The sequence below is a fragment of the Pseudoclavibacter chungangensis genome (assembly GCF_013410545.1).
Lineage (GTDB): Bacteria > Actinomycetota > Actinomycetes > Actinomycetales > Microbacteriaceae > Pseudoclavibacter > Pseudoclavibacter chungangensis.
In genome coordinates this window covers 545,448-561,917 of sequence record NZ_JACCFV010000001.1, presented here as the reverse complement: position 1 = coordinate 561,917, position 16,470 = coordinate 545,448, and the positions used below count along the sequence as shown (strand labels likewise).

Annotated in this window: 13 protein-coding genes; 12 read left to right on the top strand and 1 reads right to left on the bottom strand. The window is 71.0% G+C overall.

Annotation, left to right across the window (positions count from 1 at the left end; translation table 11 throughout):
• Nucleotides 1-49: 49 nt before the first annotated feature.
• The 11 genes from glyA (at nt 50) to HNR16_RS02370 (ending at nt 14,747) form a co-directional block, all read left to right on the top strand.
• Nucleotides 50-1,315, top strand: a complete 1,266-nt coding sequence (gene glyA / locus HNR16_RS02420) for a serine hydroxymethyltransferase (protein ID WP_179558350.1) — start codon at nt 50-52, stop codon at nt 1,313-1,315.
• Between the two features lie 7 nt (nt 1,316-1,322).
• Nucleotides 1,323-2,564 (top strand): sarcosine oxidase subunit beta family protein, encoded by a 1,242-nt coding sequence (locus tag HNR16_RS02415; RefSeq protein WP_158039447.1) that lies wholly within the window; start codon nt 1,323-1,325, stop codon nt 2,562-2,564.
• Between the two features lie 22 nt (nt 2,565-2,586).
• Nucleotides 2,587-2,955 (top strand): sarcosine oxidase subunit delta, encoded by a 369-nt coding sequence (locus HNR16_RS02410; protein WP_158039446.1) that lies wholly within the window; start codon nt 2,587-2,589, stop codon nt 2,953-2,955.
• Nucleotides 2,952-5,816 (top strand): 2Fe-2S iron-sulfur cluster-binding protein, encoded by a 2,865-nt coding sequence (locus HNR16_RS02405; RefSeq protein ID WP_158039445.1) that lies wholly within the window; start codon nt 2,952-2,954, stop codon nt 5,814-5,816. Before HNR16_RS02410 ends, HNR16_RS02405 begins: the two co-directional genes overlap by 4 nt.
• Nucleotides 5,809-6,414 (top strand): sarcosine oxidase subunit gamma, encoded by a 606-nt coding sequence (locus tag HNR16_RS02400; RefSeq protein ID WP_158039444.1) that lies wholly within the window; start codon nt 5,809-5,811, stop codon nt 6,412-6,414. The genes HNR16_RS02405 and HNR16_RS02400 overlap by 8 nt, the downstream gene beginning before the upstream one ends.
• 3 nt (nt 6,415-6,417) lie before the next feature.
• Complete coding sequence (locus tag HNR16_RS02395; RefSeq protein ID WP_158039443.1) at nt 6,418-7,803, top strand: L-serine ammonia-lyase; 1,386 nt, start codon at nt 6,418-6,420, stop codon at nt 7,801-7,803.
• Nucleotides 7,803-8,582, top strand: coding sequence for a methylenetetrahydrofolate reductase (locus HNR16_RS02390; protein ID WP_158039442.1), 780 nt, complete (start codon nt 7,803-7,805; stop codon nt 8,580-8,582). The genes HNR16_RS02395 and HNR16_RS02390 overlap by 1 nt, the downstream gene beginning before the upstream one ends.
• Nucleotides 8,583-8,791: 209 nt before the next feature.
• Nucleotides 8,792-9,682, top strand: a complete 891-nt coding sequence (gene purU, locus HNR16_RS02385; protein ID WP_158039441.1) for a formyltetrahydrofolate deformylase — start codon at nt 8,792-8,794, stop codon at nt 9,680-9,682.
• Nucleotides 9,683-9,733: 51 nt separating this feature from the next.
• Nucleotides 9,734-12,256 carry a GcvT family protein gene (locus HNR16_RS02380; protein WP_158039440.1) on the top strand — a complete coding sequence of 841 codons (2,523 nt, stop codon included), beginning with the start codon at nt 9,734-9,736 and terminating at the stop codon, nt 12,254-12,256.
• Nucleotides 12,257-12,403: 147 nt separating this feature from the next.
• Nucleotides 12,404-13,207 carry an IclR family transcriptional regulator gene (locus HNR16_RS02375; protein WP_218868363.1) on the top strand — a complete coding sequence of 268 codons (804 nt, stop codon included), beginning with the start codon at nt 12,404-12,406 and terminating at the stop codon, nt 13,205-13,207.
• A 289-nt stretch (nt 13,208-13,496) separates the two neighbouring features.
• Nucleotides 13,497-14,747: an IS256 family transposase gene (locus HNR16_RS02370; RefSeq protein ID WP_158039521.1), complete on the top strand. Its 1,251-nt coding sequence runs from the start codon at nt 13,497-13,499 to the stop codon at nt 14,745-14,747.
• Nucleotides 14,748-14,840: 93 nt separating this feature from the next.
• Here HNR16_RS02370 and HNR16_RS02365 read toward each other — a convergent pair whose 3' ends face one another.
• A complete protein-coding gene (locus HNR16_RS02365) occupies nt 14,841-15,590 on the bottom strand; it encodes a phosphoglyceromutase (protein WP_158039439.1) in 750 nt (249 codons plus the stop codon).
• Between the two features lie 68 nt (nt 15,591-15,658).
• On the opposite strand from HNR16_RS02365, the gene HNR16_RS02360 reads away from it, so the two are divergent.
• Nucleotides 15,659-16,453 carry a class I SAM-dependent methyltransferase gene (locus HNR16_RS02360; protein ID WP_218868362.1) on the top strand — a complete coding sequence of 265 codons (795 nt, stop codon included), beginning with the start codon at nt 15,659-15,661 and terminating at the stop codon, nt 16,451-16,453.
• The last annotated feature ends 17 nt before the right edge of the window (nt 16,454-16,470 follow it).

Here is a 16,470-nt window from a genome sequence, read left to right as displayed (position 1 = left end):
TGGAGAACAGGCGATGACAGCAACCGGGACGGCACCGGCGACCGACACCATGACTGCGGAGCTCGGGGCGATCGACCCCGAGGTGCAGGCGGCGCTCGATGCGGAGCTCGGCCGACAGCGCGGCACGCTCGAGATGATCGCGAGCGAGAACTTCGCTCCCCTCGCCGTCATGGCGGCCCAGGGGTCGGTACTCACGAACAAGTACGCCGAGGGCTACCCCGGCCGTCGCTACTACGGCGGGTGCGAGCACGTCGACGTCATCGAGCAGCTCGCGATCGACCGCGTGAAGGCGCTCTTCGGCGCAGAATACGCGAACGTCCAGCCCCACTCGGGCGCGCAGGCGAACGCCGCCGCGATGGCCGCCCTGCTCGAACCGGGCGACACGATCCTCGGGCTCGACCTCGCCCACGGCGGGCACCTCACCCACGGCATGCGCCTCAACTTCTCCGGCAAGCTCTACCGCCCCGTCGCCTACCACGTGCGCGAGGACGACCACCGAGTCGACTACGCCGAGATCGAGCGCCTCGCCCTCGAGCACCGCCCGAAGCTCATCGTCGCGGGCTGGTCGGCGTACCCGCGACAGCTCGACTTCGCCGAGTTCCGCCGCATCGCCGATCTCGTGGACGCGACCCTCATGGTCGACATGGCGCACTTCGCGGGCCTCGTCGCCGCGGGCGTCCACCCGAACCCCGTGCCCCACGCGCACGTCGTGACGTCGACGACGCACAAGACGCTCGGCGGCCCGCGCGGTGGCATCATCCTCGCGACGAACGAGTACGCCAAGCGCTTCAACAGCTCGGTGTTCCCCGGTCAGCAGGGCGGTCCGCTCGAGCACGTCGTCGCCGCGAAGGCCGTCGCGTTCAAGCTCGCCGCCGAGCCCGCCTTCCGCGAGCGCCAGGAGCGCACGCTCCGCGGCGCCGCGATCCTCGCCGAGCGGCTCCTGCGGGACGACGCCACCGAGGCCGGCATCGGCGTCGTGAGCGGCGGGACCGATGTGCACCTCGTGCTCGTCGACCTGCGGAACTCCGAGCTCGACGGCAAGCAGGCGGAGGATCGCCTCGACCGCGTCGGCATCACCGTCAACCGCAACGCCGTGCCGTTCGACCCCCGCCCGCCGATGGTGAGCTCGGGCGTCCGCATCGGCACGCCCGCGCTCGCCGCCCGCGGCTTCGGCGACGCCGAGTTCACCGAGGTCGCCGACATCATCGCGACCGCGCTGCGCCCCGAACTCGACGACGAGGACCTCGAGGCGCTCGCCGCGCGCGCCGCCGCGCTCGCCGACCGATTCCCCCTCTACCTCGGATACGGAGCGTGACCCGCGCATGACCAGACCGACCCCGCGCACCCCGGGCGCCGAGCTCCCGAAGCACCCGACCCACCTCTGGAACAGCCCCGAACCACGCCGCCACTACGACGTCGTCGTCGTCGGCGGCGGCGGGCACGGCCTCGCGACCGCCTACTACCTCGTCAAGAACCACGGCATCACCGACGTCGCGGTCATCGAGCGCGGTTGGCTCGCGGGCGGGAACATGGCGCGCAACACGACCATCATCCGCTCCAACTACCTGTGGGACGAGAGCTCGAACTTCTACGACCACGCGCTCGACCTGTGGGAGGGACTCGAGGACGACCTCGAGTACCCCATCCTGTTCAGCCAGCGCGGCGTGCTCAACCTCGCCCACACGCTGCAGGACGTCCGCGACTCCCGCCGACGCGTCGAGGCGAACCGACTCAACCGGGTCGACGCCGAATGGGTCGACGCCGACGGCGTGAAGGAGATCTGCCCGATCGTCAACACGTCCGACGACATCCGCTACCCGGTCCTCGGCGCCACCTACCAGCCGAGCGCGGGCATCGCGAAGCACGACTACGTCGCGTGGGGCTTCGCCCGGAAGGCCGCCGAGGCCGGCGTGCACCTCATCCAGGACACCCAGGTGACGGGCTTCCTCACGGAGGGCGACCGCGTCACGGGCGTGCGCACGAGCCGCGGCGACATCGGCGCGGGACGTGTCGCGCTCGCCGCCGCCGGACGGACGGCGACCCTCACCGACGAGCTCGGCATCCGCATCCCCATCCAGAGCCACCCGCTGCAGGCACTCGTCTCGGAGCTGCTCGAGCCCGTGCATCCGACGGTCGTCATGTCGAACGCCGTGCACGTGTACGTCTCGCAGGCGCACAAGGGCGAACTCGTCATGGGTGCCGGTGTCGACGCGTTCAACGGCTTCGGCCAGCGTGGCCCGTTCCACATCATCGAACGCCAGATGGCGGCCGCCGTCGAACTGTTCCCCGTGTTCGCGCGGGCGCACCTGCTGCGCACGTGGGGCGGGGTCGTCGACGTCACGCCCGACGCCTCGCCCATCGTCGGGCTCACACCGTACGAGAACCTCTTCCTCAACTGCGGCTGGGGAACCGGCGGCTTCAAGGCGACACCGGGCATCGGCGACACGTTCGCGCACACCGTCGCGACGGGCACGCCCCACCCGCTCGTCGCCCCCTTCGCGCTCGACCGCTTCGTCTCGGGCCGACTCGTCGACGAACACGGCGCCGCCGCGGTCGCCCACTAGCTCCGAGCAGAACGGAATCCACATGCAACTCATCGACTGCCCCTGGTGCGGACCCCGCGAGGAGAACGAGTTCGGCTACGGCGGCGAGGCACACATCGCCTACCCCGAGAACCCCGCGGAGCTCGACGACACCGAGTGGGCGCACTACGTGTTCTTCCGCGACAACCCCCAGGGTGCGTTCGCCGAACGCTGGGTGCACACGGTCGGCTGCCGCCGGTGGTTCAACGCCGTGCGCGACACCGTGACCTACCGGTTCCTTGCCGTCTACCCGATCGGTGCTCCTCGCCCCGACGTCCCCGTGCTCGCGCCCCGCGCGAGCGCTCCCGCCGCCGCATCGCCGGACCACGACGCCCACGCCGTCGCCGCTCTCGAACCAACGGACGCACGATGACCCAGACTCACCGCACACCGACCGGCGGCCGCATCGACCGCACGCACACGATCGACTTCGATTTCGAGGGCCGCACCGTGACGGGGCACCCGGGCGACACGCTCGCCTCCGCGCTCCTCGCGAACGGCATCCACGAGATCACGACGAGCATCACGTTCGGTCGTCCCCGCGGCATCGCCGCCGCGTGGGCCGAGGACCCGAACGGCCTCCTGCAGATCACGGCCCCGTTCCCCGACCCCATGCAGCTCGCCACGACCGTCGAGCTCGCCCCCGGCATCGCGGCACACGGTGTGCCCGGCCAGGGCGTCCTGCCGACCGAACCCGACCCGGCGCGCTACGACACGGCGCACCTGCACGTCGACGTGCTCGTCGTCGGTGCGGGCCCCGCGGGGCTCGTCGCGGCGACCCACGCCGCCCGGGCCGGCGCCCGCGTCGCGCTCGTCGACGAGCACCCCGAGGTGGGTGGCTCGCTGCACGCGGTGCCGCGCACGATCGAGGGTGTCGACGGCGTCCGCTGGGCGGCATACACGGCCGACGAGCTCGAGGCCGCCGGGGGCGTCGTGCTCCGACGCACGACCGTGTTCGGCCTGTACGACGACGGCCTCGCGCTCGCCGTCGAGCGTCGCAGCGACCACCTCGGTGACACGGCACCCGCGGACGCGCTCCGGCAGCGCGTGTGGCGCATCCGCGCCGGGCGCACGATCGTCGCGACCGGGGCGCACGAGCGTCCCGTCGTGTTCGCGGACAACGACCGCCCCGGCATCCTGCTCGCGACGTCGGCCCGCGCGTTCCTGCACCGCTTCGGCGTGCGTGTCGGCGACCGCGCGGTTGTCTTCACGACGAACGACAGCGCCTACGGTGCCGCGTTCGACCTCGCGGACGCCGGTGTCGAGATCCTCGCCGTCGTCGACTCGCGGGGCGGCGGGCTGGGTGGCCCGGCGCGTGAGGCGGCGCGACGCGGGATCCCCGTGCTCACTGGACACGTCGTCGTCGGAACCGATGCGGACGAGGGCGGCCGCGTACGTCAGGTCTTCGCCGCACCGTTCGACGGTGCGACGATCGGTGCGACCCGCTCGTTCGACGCCGACACGCTCCTCGTGAGCGGCGGGTGGAACCCGGCCGCGCACCTCTACAGTCAGGCCGGTGGCCGCCTCCGGTTCGACGAGCGCCTCGGGGCGTTCGTTCCCGACGGGCCCGCCGAGGGCGTGAGCGTCGCGGGCTCCGCGGCCGGTCGATTCGACTCGGCCGATGTGGTCGACGACGCCCGACGCGCCGCGGACGTCGCGGTCGCCGACCTCGGCCTCGTGCCGGCGGACGGCCCCCACGTCGACCTCGCCGCCGACGACGACCACGAACCGGGTGACGTGCTGTGGTTCGTCCCCACGGGCGACCCGGTGACGCTCTCGACCCACTTCGTCGACGCGCAGCGCGACGCGACGGTCGCCGACATCGCGACCGCGATCGGTGCCGGCCTGCGCTCGATCGAGCACATCAAGCGCTACACGACTATCGGCACCGCACACGACCAGGGCAAGACCTCCGGGGTCGTCGCCGCGGGCGTCACGGCCGTGCTCACGGGCACACCCATCGGCGCCGTCGGCACGACGACGCACCGTCCGCCGTACACGCCCGTCCCGTTCGCGGCGCTCGCCGGTCGCTCGCGCGGTGCGCTCTACGACCCCGTCCGCATCACGGCCGTCCACGACTGGCACGTCGCCCACGGGGCCGAGTTCGAGGACGTCGGACAGTGGAAGCGTCCCTGGTACTACCCGCAGCCCGGCGAGGACATCCATGCGGCCGTCGCCCGCGAGACCGTCGCGGCGCGGGGCGCCGTCGGCATCCTCGACGGTTCGACCCTCGGCAAGATCGACGTGCAGGGCCCCGACGCCCCGGAGTTCCTCGACCGCATCTACACGAACCTCATGAGCTCCCTCAAGATCGGTTCGGTGCGCTACGGCGTCATGTGCGGCGTCGACGGCATGGTCATCGACGACGGCACCGTGCTGCGCCTCGCCGAGGACCGCTACCTCGTCTACACGACGACGGGTGGTGCCGCCCACATCCTCGATTGGCTCGAGGAGTGGCTGCAGACCGAGTGGCCCGAGCTGCGCGTGCACCTCACGTCGCTCACGGAACACGAGGTCACCTTCCCCGTCGTCGGCCCACGATCGCGCGCCGTCGTCGGCGAGCTGTTCCCCGAGGTCGACGTCTCGAACGAGGCGTTCCCGTTCATGACCTGGCGGGAGACGACGCTCGGCGGTGTCCCCGTCCGGCTCGCACGCGTCAGCTTCTCGGGCGAACTCGCCTACGAGGTCAGCACCGTGAGCTGGTACGGCCTCGACCTGTGGGAGCGACTCATCACGACGGGCGAGCCGTACGGCATCACGCCGTACGGCACCGAGACCATGCACGTGCTGCGCGCCGAGAAGGGGTACCCGATCGTCGGGCAGGACACCGACGGCACGGTCACCCCGCAGGACCTCGGCATGAACTGGGTCGTGTCGAAGAAGAAGCTCGACTTCGTCGGCAAACGCTCGTTCGCCCGGACGGCGAACCAGGACCCGAACCGACGACAGTTCGTCGGGCTCCTGCCGGACGACCCGACCGTCTTCATCCCCGAAGGATCACAGCTCGTCACCGTGACCGACCTCGACCGCCCGGGACGCGTGCCCATGCACGGGTTCGTCACGTCGTCGTACGACAGCCGCGCGCTCGGATCCACGTTCGCACTCGCCCTCGTCGACGGCGGCCACGGCCGGATCGGCGAGAAGATCAACGCCGTCGTCGACGGCCTGCCCGTCCCGGCCACCATCACGAGCCACGTCCTCTTCGACCCGGAAGGAGCGCGCCGAGATGGCTGACGCGACCGCCCCGCTCACCGCCCGCAGCATCCTCGCCCCCTACGAGGAGCGGTTCGCCGCACTCGACGGCCCCGTCGGGCTCGCCTCGGCGCCGCTCGCCCAGCACCTCGCCGTGCGCCTCGACCCGTCGAGCCCGCAGCGGGTCGAGGTCGAGCGTGCGCTCGGTGTCGACCTGCCTGGGGTCATGCACGCCGCGACCACCCCGGTGGGCCGCACGGTCGTGTGGCTCGGTCCCGACGAGTGGCTCGTGATCGACCCGACCCGCTCGCCCGACCTCGCCGACGGGCTGCGCACCGCGGTCGCCGGTGCCGGAGTCGTCGTCGACCAGTCCGGTCAGCGCGTCTCGATCGTCGTGACGGGTGACACGGTCGGGCTCCTCGCGAAGGGGACGAGCCTCGACCTCCGGCCCGAGCGGTTCCCCGAGGGGTCGGCTACGCAGACGCTGCTCGGGCAGGCGATCGTCGTCGTCATCGCGCGCTCGGCCGACGCGTCCCGCACCGAACTCGTCGTGCGCTGGTCGTTCGCCCGCTCGCTCGCGGACTGGCTGCTCGACGCGCTGCGCGACCCGCTCGCGTACCCAGCGGACCACGGGGACTGACCCGTGACGCTGAGCGTGTTCGATCTGTTCAAGGTCGGCATCGGGCCGTCCAGCTCGCACACGGTCGGCCCGATGCGCGCCGCGGTCACCTACGTCGAGCGCCTCCGCGACGCGGGGACGCTCGACGTGGTGGCCGGCGTCCGGACGCACCTGTTCGGCTCGCTCGGTCTCACCGGCCACGGCCACGGCACCGTCAAGGCCGTCGTCCTCGGCCTGCAGGGCGAACGCCCCGACCTCGTCGACCCGATCGAGGCGGAGGCGCGCTACGAGCGCTCGAAGGACGAGGGCCGCCTGCTGCTCGGTGGCGTCCGGGAGGTTCCGTTCGAGCTGAAGCGAGATGTCGTCCTGCACCTTCGGGAACGGCTCGACTTCCACACGAACGGCATGCGCTTCGAGGCGCTCGCGGAGGACGGCTCGGTGCTCGACCGGCGCGAGTACTTCTCGATCGGTGGCGGCTTCGTCCTCGACGAGGACGAGGCGCGCGACCCCGAGGCCGCCGCCGCGGAGGACGAGACCGAGGTGCCGTACCCGTTCGCCTCGGGCGAGGAGCTCTTGGCCATCGCCGGCCGCACGGAGCTGCGGATCAGCGACATCATGCTCGCGAACGAGCTCGTGCTCCGCGACGAGCGCGAGGTCCGCGACGGCATCGCACACATCTGGTCGGTCATGAGCGAGTGCATCGCGAACGGGACGGGCGCCCGCGGGATCTTGCCGGGCGGGCTCGGCGTGCGCCGCCGGGCCGCGGCCCAGCGCGAACAGCTCGAGGCCGCGGGTCACACCGACGATCCGCTCCACGCGATGGAGTGGGTGACGCTCGCGGCACTCGCCGTGAACGAGGAGAACGCGGCCGGCGGGCGGGTCGTCACCGCGCCCACGAACGGTGCGGCGGGCATCATCCCTGCCGTCGTGGACTACTACACGCGCTTCGTCCCCGGCGCCTCCGCCGAGGGCGTCGTCCGGTTCTTCCTCACCGCGAGTGCGATCGGCGCCCTCTTCAAGCGCAATGCCTCGATCTCGGGCGCCGAGGTCGGCTGCCAGGGCGAGGTCGGATCGGCGTGCTCCATGGCCGCCGCCGGCCTCGCCGAGGTGCTCGGCGGAACGCCGGAACAGATCGAGTACGCCGCGGAGATCGGCATCGAGCACAACCTCGGCCTGACGTGCGATCCTGTCGGCGGCCTCGTGCAGATCCCCTGCATCGAACGCAACGCGATCGCCTCGGTCAAGGCCATCACGGCGGCGCGCATGGCCGTCCGGAGCGACGGCGAGCATCTCGTGTCGCTCGACACGGCGATCAAGACGATGCGGGAGACGGGGGTCGACATGAGCCACAAGTACAAGGAGACCGCCGAGGGCGGCCTCGCACTCAACGTGAGCATGGTCGAGTGCTGATGGCCGAGCGCATCGAGATCGTCCCCGTCGCCGGCGTCGTCGACGAGGTCCGCAGGCGGCTCCCCGTCGGCACGACCGTCACCGTCACGGCGCTGCCCGCACATGGCATCGAACCGACGGTCGCCGCGAGTCTCGAACTCGCCCGTCACGGCTTCGACGCCGTGCCGCACCTCGCGGCCGCCCAGATCCCCCACCTCGGAACGTTCGACGCGATCATGGACCGTCTCGCCGACTCGCCGATCCGCACGGTCTTCGCCGTCGGCGGCGACGGTGTGACGCCACAGCACGCCGTTCCCGACGGCCTCGTCCTACTCGAACGCATCCGTGAGACGACGGACGATCGGTTCCGGATCGGCGTCGCGGCGTACCCGGAGGGGCATCCCGCCTTCGACACGTCGCGCGGCATCGAGGTGCTCCGCCGGAAGGCACCGCTCGCCGACCACGCCGTGACGCAGATGTGCTTCGACGGCGCCCGGCTGGGACGCTATGCGACCGAACTCGCGACAGCGGGCGTGCCGCTCCCCCTGTGGTTCGGCGTGCCGGGGCGCGTCGGCGTGCGGAAGCTCGCCGGCATCGCCATGCGCATCGGCGTCGGACGCTCGCTCGCGTTCGCGAAACGCGGCGCGAATCGGCGGCTGCTCGGCGCCTACGATCCGTCGGCGCTGCGCGCGGACGCGCTCGCCACGCTCGGCACGACCGCGTTCGCCGGATTCCACGTGTACAGCTTCAACGCGTTCGACGGTCTCGGCGCCCTCGTGGCCGACCAGTCCGCCTCCTGAGCCTCGCCCGTTGCGGCGGGGTGTTCCCACCCCGCTCCGCGTCGATTCCGTGCGCCCTCGCGCGCACCGACGCACCTCCTGTTCCGCTTTCGTTCGTCGACTCCCCGAACGGTCGTGACGCACTCTTGCGTCCCGACCGCAACACATCCATACTGGTTGCACACCGCGCACGTTGTGCACCATACGCAACACAATCATTTGGAGCTCACATGACCCAGCCCACCGCACTCCGCACGGTGCCCGACGCGCTCGCGCTGCCGAACCCGGTCCTCACCCTCAGCTGCCCCCAGGCGCCGGGCATCGTGCAGGCCGTCACCCAGTTCCTCTACGAGCGTGGGTTCGACATCGACGAACACCACCAGTTCGACGACCGCCACCTCGACGTCTTCCACCTCCGCACCTCGTTCGTCGGCCCCGACGACGTCGACATCGCGGCGCTCGAACGTGACTTCGCCGACATCGCCGCACGCTTCGACATGCACTTCACGTTCCACCCCCGCGAACGGCAGCGGATCCTCGTCATGGTGTCGAAGTCGGGCCACTGCCTGAACGACCTCCTCTTCCGCTGGCGGGCGGGCACGCTCGGCGGTGAGATCGTGGCGGTCGTCTCGAACCACGAGGACCTGCGACCGATGGCCGAGGCCGCCGGCCTGCCGTACCACGTCATCCCGGTGACCGCCGAGACGAAGCCACAGGCCGAGGACGCGCTTCGCGCCCTCGTCGAGGAGGTCGACGCGGACCTCGTCGTCCTCGCGCGCTACATGCAGGTGCTCTCAGACGAGCTCACGCGCGACCTCGAGGGCCGGGCGATCAACATCCACCACTCCTTCCTGCCCGGCTTCAAGGGCGGGCGTCCCTACCACCAGGCCTACGACCGCGGGGTCAAGCTCATCGGTGCAACGGCGCACTACGTCACCGCGGACCTCGACGAGGGGCCGATCATCGAACAGGAGGTGCTCCGCGTCACCCACGCGGCGAGTCCGCGCAATCTCGCCACCCTCGGCCAGGACGTCGAGGCGACGGCACTCTCGCGCGCAGTGCTCTGGCACTGCGAGCACCGCGTGCTCATCAGTGGGCACCGCACCATCGTCTTCCAATGAGGTCGGCTTCCCACTGAGGTCGCCCACCGTTCCGAACGGAGCCCGAACGACATGACCACCATCCCCAAGACCGTCATCATCGGCGCCGGGATCGTCGGCGCGAATCTCGCCGACGAACTCGTCGCCCGCGGATGGGACGACATCACCGTCCTCGAGCAGGGACCCCTCGACATCCCTGGCGGCTCGACCTCGCACGCGCCGGGCCTCGTCTACTCGACCACGGGCTCGAAGACGATGACGACGTTCGCGACGTACACGATCGAGAAACTGAGCTCGCTCGTCGGCCCGGACGGCCGCGGCTCGTTCCGCCCCATCGGCGGACTCGAACTCGCGACGACGCCCGAACGGCTCGCCGAACTCGAACGACGCGCGGGCTGGGCGGCGTCGTGGGGCGTGGAGGCCCGCGTGGTCGACACGGCCGAGGCGAAGCGCCTGCATCCGCTCATCGACGAATCACTCGTGCTCGGCGGGTACCACACGCCCGGCGACGGGCTCGCCCTCGCCGCCCAGGGGACGCAGCTCCTCATCGACCGGACGCGCGCCGCTGGTGTCGTGTACCGGGACCGCACCGTCGTCACGGACATCGAGCAGCACGGCGGCAGGGTGCGCGCGGTCATCGCGGGCGACGAACGGTTCGAGGCCGATGTCATCGTGTGTTGCGCGGGCTTCTGGGGGCCGAACATCGGGGCGATGGTCGGCACGGTCGTGCCGCTCCTCCCGATCGCGCACCAGTACGTCACGACGACGGCGCTGCCGAGCCTTCGGGCGCAGCACCCCGAACCGAACGGCGCATCGCTCCCCATCCTCCGCCACCAGGACCGCGACCTCTACTACCGCGAACACGGCGACCGCATCGGCATCGGCTCGTACGCGCACCGCCCGCTCCCCGTCGACCTCGCGACGATGCGCCCCTTCGCGCCCGAGGAGATCACGCACGAGCACATGCCCTCGAGCCTGCCGTTCACGCCCGAGGACTTCGTCGCGGAGTGGGAGGAGACGAGGCGGCTGCTCCCCGAGACGCGCGAGACCGAGATCGCGCGCGGCTTCAACGGGATCTTCTCGTTCACGCCCGACGGCGGGCCGCTCGTGGGCCGCTCGAGTGCCATCGAAGGATTCCACGTCGCCGAGGCGGTCTGGGTCACCCACTCCGCCGGCGTCGCCCGGGCGCTCGCCGAGGTCCTCACGACGGGCGTCTCGAGCGTCGACCTCGGGTCGTGCGAGCTGGGCCGCTTCGAGGAGGTGCAGACGACACCGCAGTACATCAGCACGACGTCGCAGCAGAACTTCGTCGAGGTCTACGACATCCTCCACCCGCTGCAGCCGCGTCTCGCGCCGCGAGAACTCCGGACGAGCCCGTTCTACGACCGGCACGTGGAGCTCGGGGCGGTCTTCCTCGAGGGCACGGGCTGGGAGCGGCCGCACTGGTTCGAGGCGAACGCGTCGCTCCTCGCGGAGCTGCCCGAGGAGTGGACACCGCCGGCCCGCACCCCGTGGGCGGCACAGTTCTCGTCACCCATCGCCGCGGTCGAGGCGTGGAAGACCCGCACCGCGGTCGCGATGTACGACATGACGCCACTCAAGCGGCTCGAGGTCTCCGGCCCCGGTGCGGGTCCCCTCCTTCAGCGGCTGACGACGGGCCAGATGCTCCGCGCCCCCGGTGCCGTCACCTACACGCTCCTGCTCGACACGGCGGGCGGAGTGCGCAGCGACATCACGGTCGCGCGATTGGAGACCGAGCGGTACCAGGTCGGGGTCAACAGCAACGTCGACCTCCAGTACTTGACCCGCGAGGCGCGCGAGCAGAGCGCCGCGGACCCGTCGGCCTGGGTGCAGGTGCGGGACATCACGGGTGGCACGTGCTGCATCGGGCTCTGGGGCCCGCTCGCGCGCGATGTCGTCGAGAAGATCACGGGCGACGACCTCTCGAACGAGGGCCTCAAGTACTTCCGGACGAAGCGGGTCTCGCTCGGCGGGGTGCCCGTCACGGCCATGCGCCTCTCGTACGTGGGCGAGCTCGGTTGGGAGCTCTATGCGTCGGCCGAGGTGGGGCGCAAACTGTGGGACGTCCTGTGGGAGGCGGGCCGCGAGTTCGGCATCGTCGCCGCGGGCCGTGCCGCGTTCCAGGCGCTGCGGCTCGAGAAGGGGTACCGCTCGTGGGGAGCCGACGTCACCTCGGAGCACGAGCCGAACGAGGCGGGGCTCGGGTTCGCCGTGAAGGCGGCGAAGACCGACGACTTCGTCGGCCGTGACGCGCTCGAGGCGCGAGCCGCAGCATCGACGAGGCGACTGAGCTGCCTCACGATCGACGACGGCCGCACGGTCGTGCTCGGCGGCGAGCCGGTCTTCATCGACGACGTCCCGGTCGGCTACGTGACGAGCGCCGCGTACGGCTACACGATCGGCCGGCCGATCGCCTACGCGTGGCTGCCCGCGTCGACCGCCGTCGGGGATCGGGTCCACATCGAGTACTTCGGTGTCCGCGTCCCCGCCACGATCACCGCGGAACCGCTCTACGACCCGGAGATGACGCGGCTGCGCGGCACCGCGCCCGCGGCGGCGGCCCAGCCCGCCTGACGGGTTCGGCCGTACGTCGCGCGCGCCGCGTGACCGGCCGGTCGGAGGAATCGATGCCTCCGACCGGCCGGTCACGCGACGTCGTCCGTGTGCCCCGACGGGGTGCGTCGGCGTCGACGTCCGTCCGGTCGCCCCTACACTGAACGCGTGCACGAGGATCCCACGACGCCCGGACCGGCGGACGAGACGCCGACGGTGCAGGCCGCCGATCGCGCCCTGCAGATCCTCGAGTTCCTCGCCGACAACGGCCCGATGGGCGTGAGCGCGATCGCGCGCGAGCTCGGCGTCCACCGCTCGACGGCCTTCCGCCTGCTCGCGACCCTCGAGCACCGGCGCTTCGTCGTGCAGAAGGAGCACCGCGGCACCTACACCCTCGGTTCGGGTGCCCTGCGCATCGCCGGTTCGGTGTCGCTGCGGATCGACTTCGCCCGCGAATCACAGGAGGTGTGCGACGAGGTCACCGCCGAGCTCGGGGAGACCTCGAACGTGGCGATCCTCGTCGAGGGCGCCGCGGTGAACATCGCCCAGTCGACCGGCACGAGCAGCGTGTCGGTGCGCGACCAGTACGTGGGCCAGCGCACCCCGCTGCACGCGACCTCGTCCGGCAAGGTGCTCCTCGCGGCCGCGGGCGACGCGGTGTTCGACGAGACGTCGCGCCACCTGCGTCGGTTCTCCGACACGACCATCGTCGACCCCGCGGCACTGCGGGACGAGCTGCAGCTCGTGCGGGAGCGCGGCTGGGGCAGCGCCGTCGCGGAGTGGCACGAGCACACGAACGCGATCGCCGTGCCGGTCCGTGCGACCGACGGCAGTGTCATCGGCGCGCTCAGCACGACGGCCCCCGCCTTCCGCCTCACCCCGGACGAGTTCCCGGCACGCGCCGAGGTGCTGCGCCGGTTCGCCGATGAGCTCTCGAGGCGGCTCGGCCACCTCGTGCCCGCCCGCGCCTGATCCGCGGGTCGCCGACGCTCCTGGGGCCCGATCACGCGCAGGTCCGCGGGACACCGAACACCACCACGACCGTCACGCGACACCGCGAGCGACCGACACGACTCGCGAACGACGGTGCCCGGCCCGGATCCGTCCATGCCGGGCACCGCCCGTTCGCGATGGCGACTCGATGTCGGGGACAGATTACTGCCGACAGCGGGACTGTCTGATTAACGGTGTGTGAGGGTTCGGCCCGATCCGAGAGGAGATGGCCGTGGCGTACACGACCGATGTTGTTGTTGACGACGAGATGATTGATCCCGTGACCGGGGAGTTCATCGATCAGAAGGAGCTCGCGCAGCGGTTGCTCGCGCAAGCGAAGGAGCAGGGCGTGAGCTTGACCGGGCCGGGTGGCCTGCTCAGTCAGCTCACGAAGAGCGTGCTCGAGACGGCGCTGGAGGCGGAGTTGACCGAGCATCTCGGTCATGAACACGGCGGGACCCCGATCGCGGAGAACATGCGCAACGGGACCCGGGTGAAGACCGTGCTGACGGAGATCGGTCCGGTCGAGATCGAGGTCCCCCGCGATCGTGACGGCTCGTTCGAGCCCGTCATCGTCCCCAAACGGAAACGCCGTCTGGATGGGGTCGATCAGATCATGTTGTCGCTGACCGCTCGCGGCCTCACGACCGACGAGATCGCCGCGCATTTCGATGAGGTCTATGGGGCGAAGGTCTCCAAGGACACGATCAGTCGGATCACCGAGAAAGTCACCGGCGAACTCGCCGAGTGGTCTTCTCGTCCGTTGGATGCTTTGTATCCGGTGATCTTCGTCGACGCGATCGTGGTGAAGGTCCGTGACGGGCAGGTCCGGAATACCCCGTTCTATGTTGTGATGGGCGTCACCACGGCCGGGGAACGCGACATCCTCGGCATCTGGGCCGGCGACGGTGGTGAGGGCGCGAGGTTCTGGCTGCAGGTGTTCACCGAGCTGAAGAACCGCGGCGTCGAGGACGTGCTGATCGCCGTCTGCGACGGGCTGAAAGGTCTCCCGGAGGCGATCAACACCACGTGGGAGCAGACGGTCGTGCAGCAGTGCATCGTTCACCTCATCCGGAACTCGTTCCGTTACGCAGGTCGGCAGCATCGCGATGCGATCGTGAAAGCGCTCAAGCCGGTCTATACGGCGCCGTCCGAGCAGGCGGCGAAGGACCGGTTCGAAAAGTTCGCTGCCGAATGGGGAGCACGCTATCCGGCAATCGTGCAGCTCTGGCGCAACTCCTGGGCGGAGTTCGTGCCGTTCCTGGAGTACGACGTCGAGATCCGGCGGGTGATCTGCACCACGAACGCGATCGAGTCGATCAACGCCCGCAACCGGCGGGCGGTCAGGGCACGCGGGCACTTCCCGAACGAGCAGGCTGCGCTCAAGTGCCTCTACCTCGTAACGCGGTCCCTTGACCCGACCGGCGGAGGCCGGGCACGCTGGGTGATGAGGTGGAAGCCCGCGCCTAACGCGTTCGCGATCACCTTCGCCGGACGGTTCGAGAGAACCACCCACTAATGAAAACCGCCGGACCCCACACACCGATTACCGGACAGACCCGTGCCCGGCCCGGATCCGTCCGTGCCGGGCACCGCCCGTTCGCGATGGCGACTAGTGCTTCGCGCCCTGATTGGCGACCGCCGCGGCACCGGCCGCCGCCGCCTCGGGGTCGAGATAGGCACCGGGCTCGACGGGCCGGAGCGTCTCGGGGTCGAGGTGGTAGACGAGCGGGATGCCGGTCGGGATGTTGAGCTCCGAAATCTCGTCGTCGGAGATTCCGTCGAGGTGCTTCACGAGCGCGCGCAGCGAGTTGCCGTGCGCCGCGACGATGACCGTGCGGCCCGCCCGGAGCTCGGGCGAGATGTCCGACTCCCAGTAGGGCAGGAAGCGCTCGAGCACGTCCTTGAGGCACTCCGTCTTCGGCACGTCGATGCCCGCGTAGCGGGGGTCGCCCGCCTGCGACCACTCGGAGTCGTCGGCGATGGGGGGCGGCGGCGTGTCGTAGGAGCGACGCCAGGTCATGAACTGTTCCTCGCCGTACTGGTCGCGCACCTGGGCCTTGTCCTTGCCCTGCAGGTCGCCGTAGTGGCGCTCGTTGAGCCGCCAGTCGCGGCGCGCGTCGATCCAACCGCGCCCCGCGGCCTTCAGTGCGAGGTTCGCCGTGTCGATCGCTCGCGTGAGGAGCGACGTGAACAGGATGTCGGGCGTGAGGCCGGCCTCGCGGATGAGTTCACCCGCGCGCACGCCCTCCGCGCGCCCCTGCTCGGTCAGCTCGACGTCGACCCACCCCGTGAAGAGGTTCTTCTCGTTCCATTCGCTCTGGCCGTGGCGGACCAGGATGAGCGTGCGCGGTTCTGTCATGCGCTCAGCGTACCGAGCGCGGGTGTCGCGCGGCCTCGGGAGTGCTGCGGATGTGGGACGCTCGGAGCATGCCGATCGGTCACGTCACGCGCGGCACCACGGGCACGAACCGCCTCCGCCGGGTCGACCGCTGGATCGCCGCGCTCCCCGCGCTTCGCACGGCCGACGACCCGCTCGTCGTCGACCTCGGCTACGGCGCGAGCGCGACGACGGCGCTCGAACTGCGCGCACGCCTCGCACGCGTCCGCCCGGACGTGCGCGTGCACGGGTTCGAGATCGAGCCCGAGCGGGTGCGCGTCGCCCGCGCGCAGCTCGAGCGCGAGCCCGCCGCGGTGCGCGAGCGCGTGCGCTTCGACGTGGGCGGCTTCGAGATGCCGCTCCCCCGCGGTGAACGGCCGGCCGTCGTCCGCGCGTTCAACGTGCTGCGGCAGTACGACGAGTCCGAGGTGCACGACGCCTGGGAGACCATGCTCGGTCGTCTCGCGCCCGGGGGTGTGCTCGTCGAGGGGACGTGCAACGAGGTCGGTCGCGTCGCGAGCTGGTTCGACGTCGAGGCGCCCGGCCCGCGCACCTTCACGATCTCGCTGCACCTCGGCAGCCTCGACTCCCCGCTCGTCGTCGCCGAGCGCCTCCCGAAGACGCTCATCCACCACAACGTGCCGGGCGAGCCGATCCACGACTACCTCCGCGCGCTCGACGATGCGTGGCGGCGTGAGGCGCCGCGGGGCACCTTCGGAGCTCGGCAGCGCTTCGTGGCCGCCGCCGAGCGGGTCCGGGACGCCGGCTGGCCGCTCGTCGACGGACCCCGTCGGTGGCGCCTCGGTGAGCTGACCGTCCGCGCCGAGGCGGTCCTGCCCCACTGACGGGCGCGTCGCGGTGC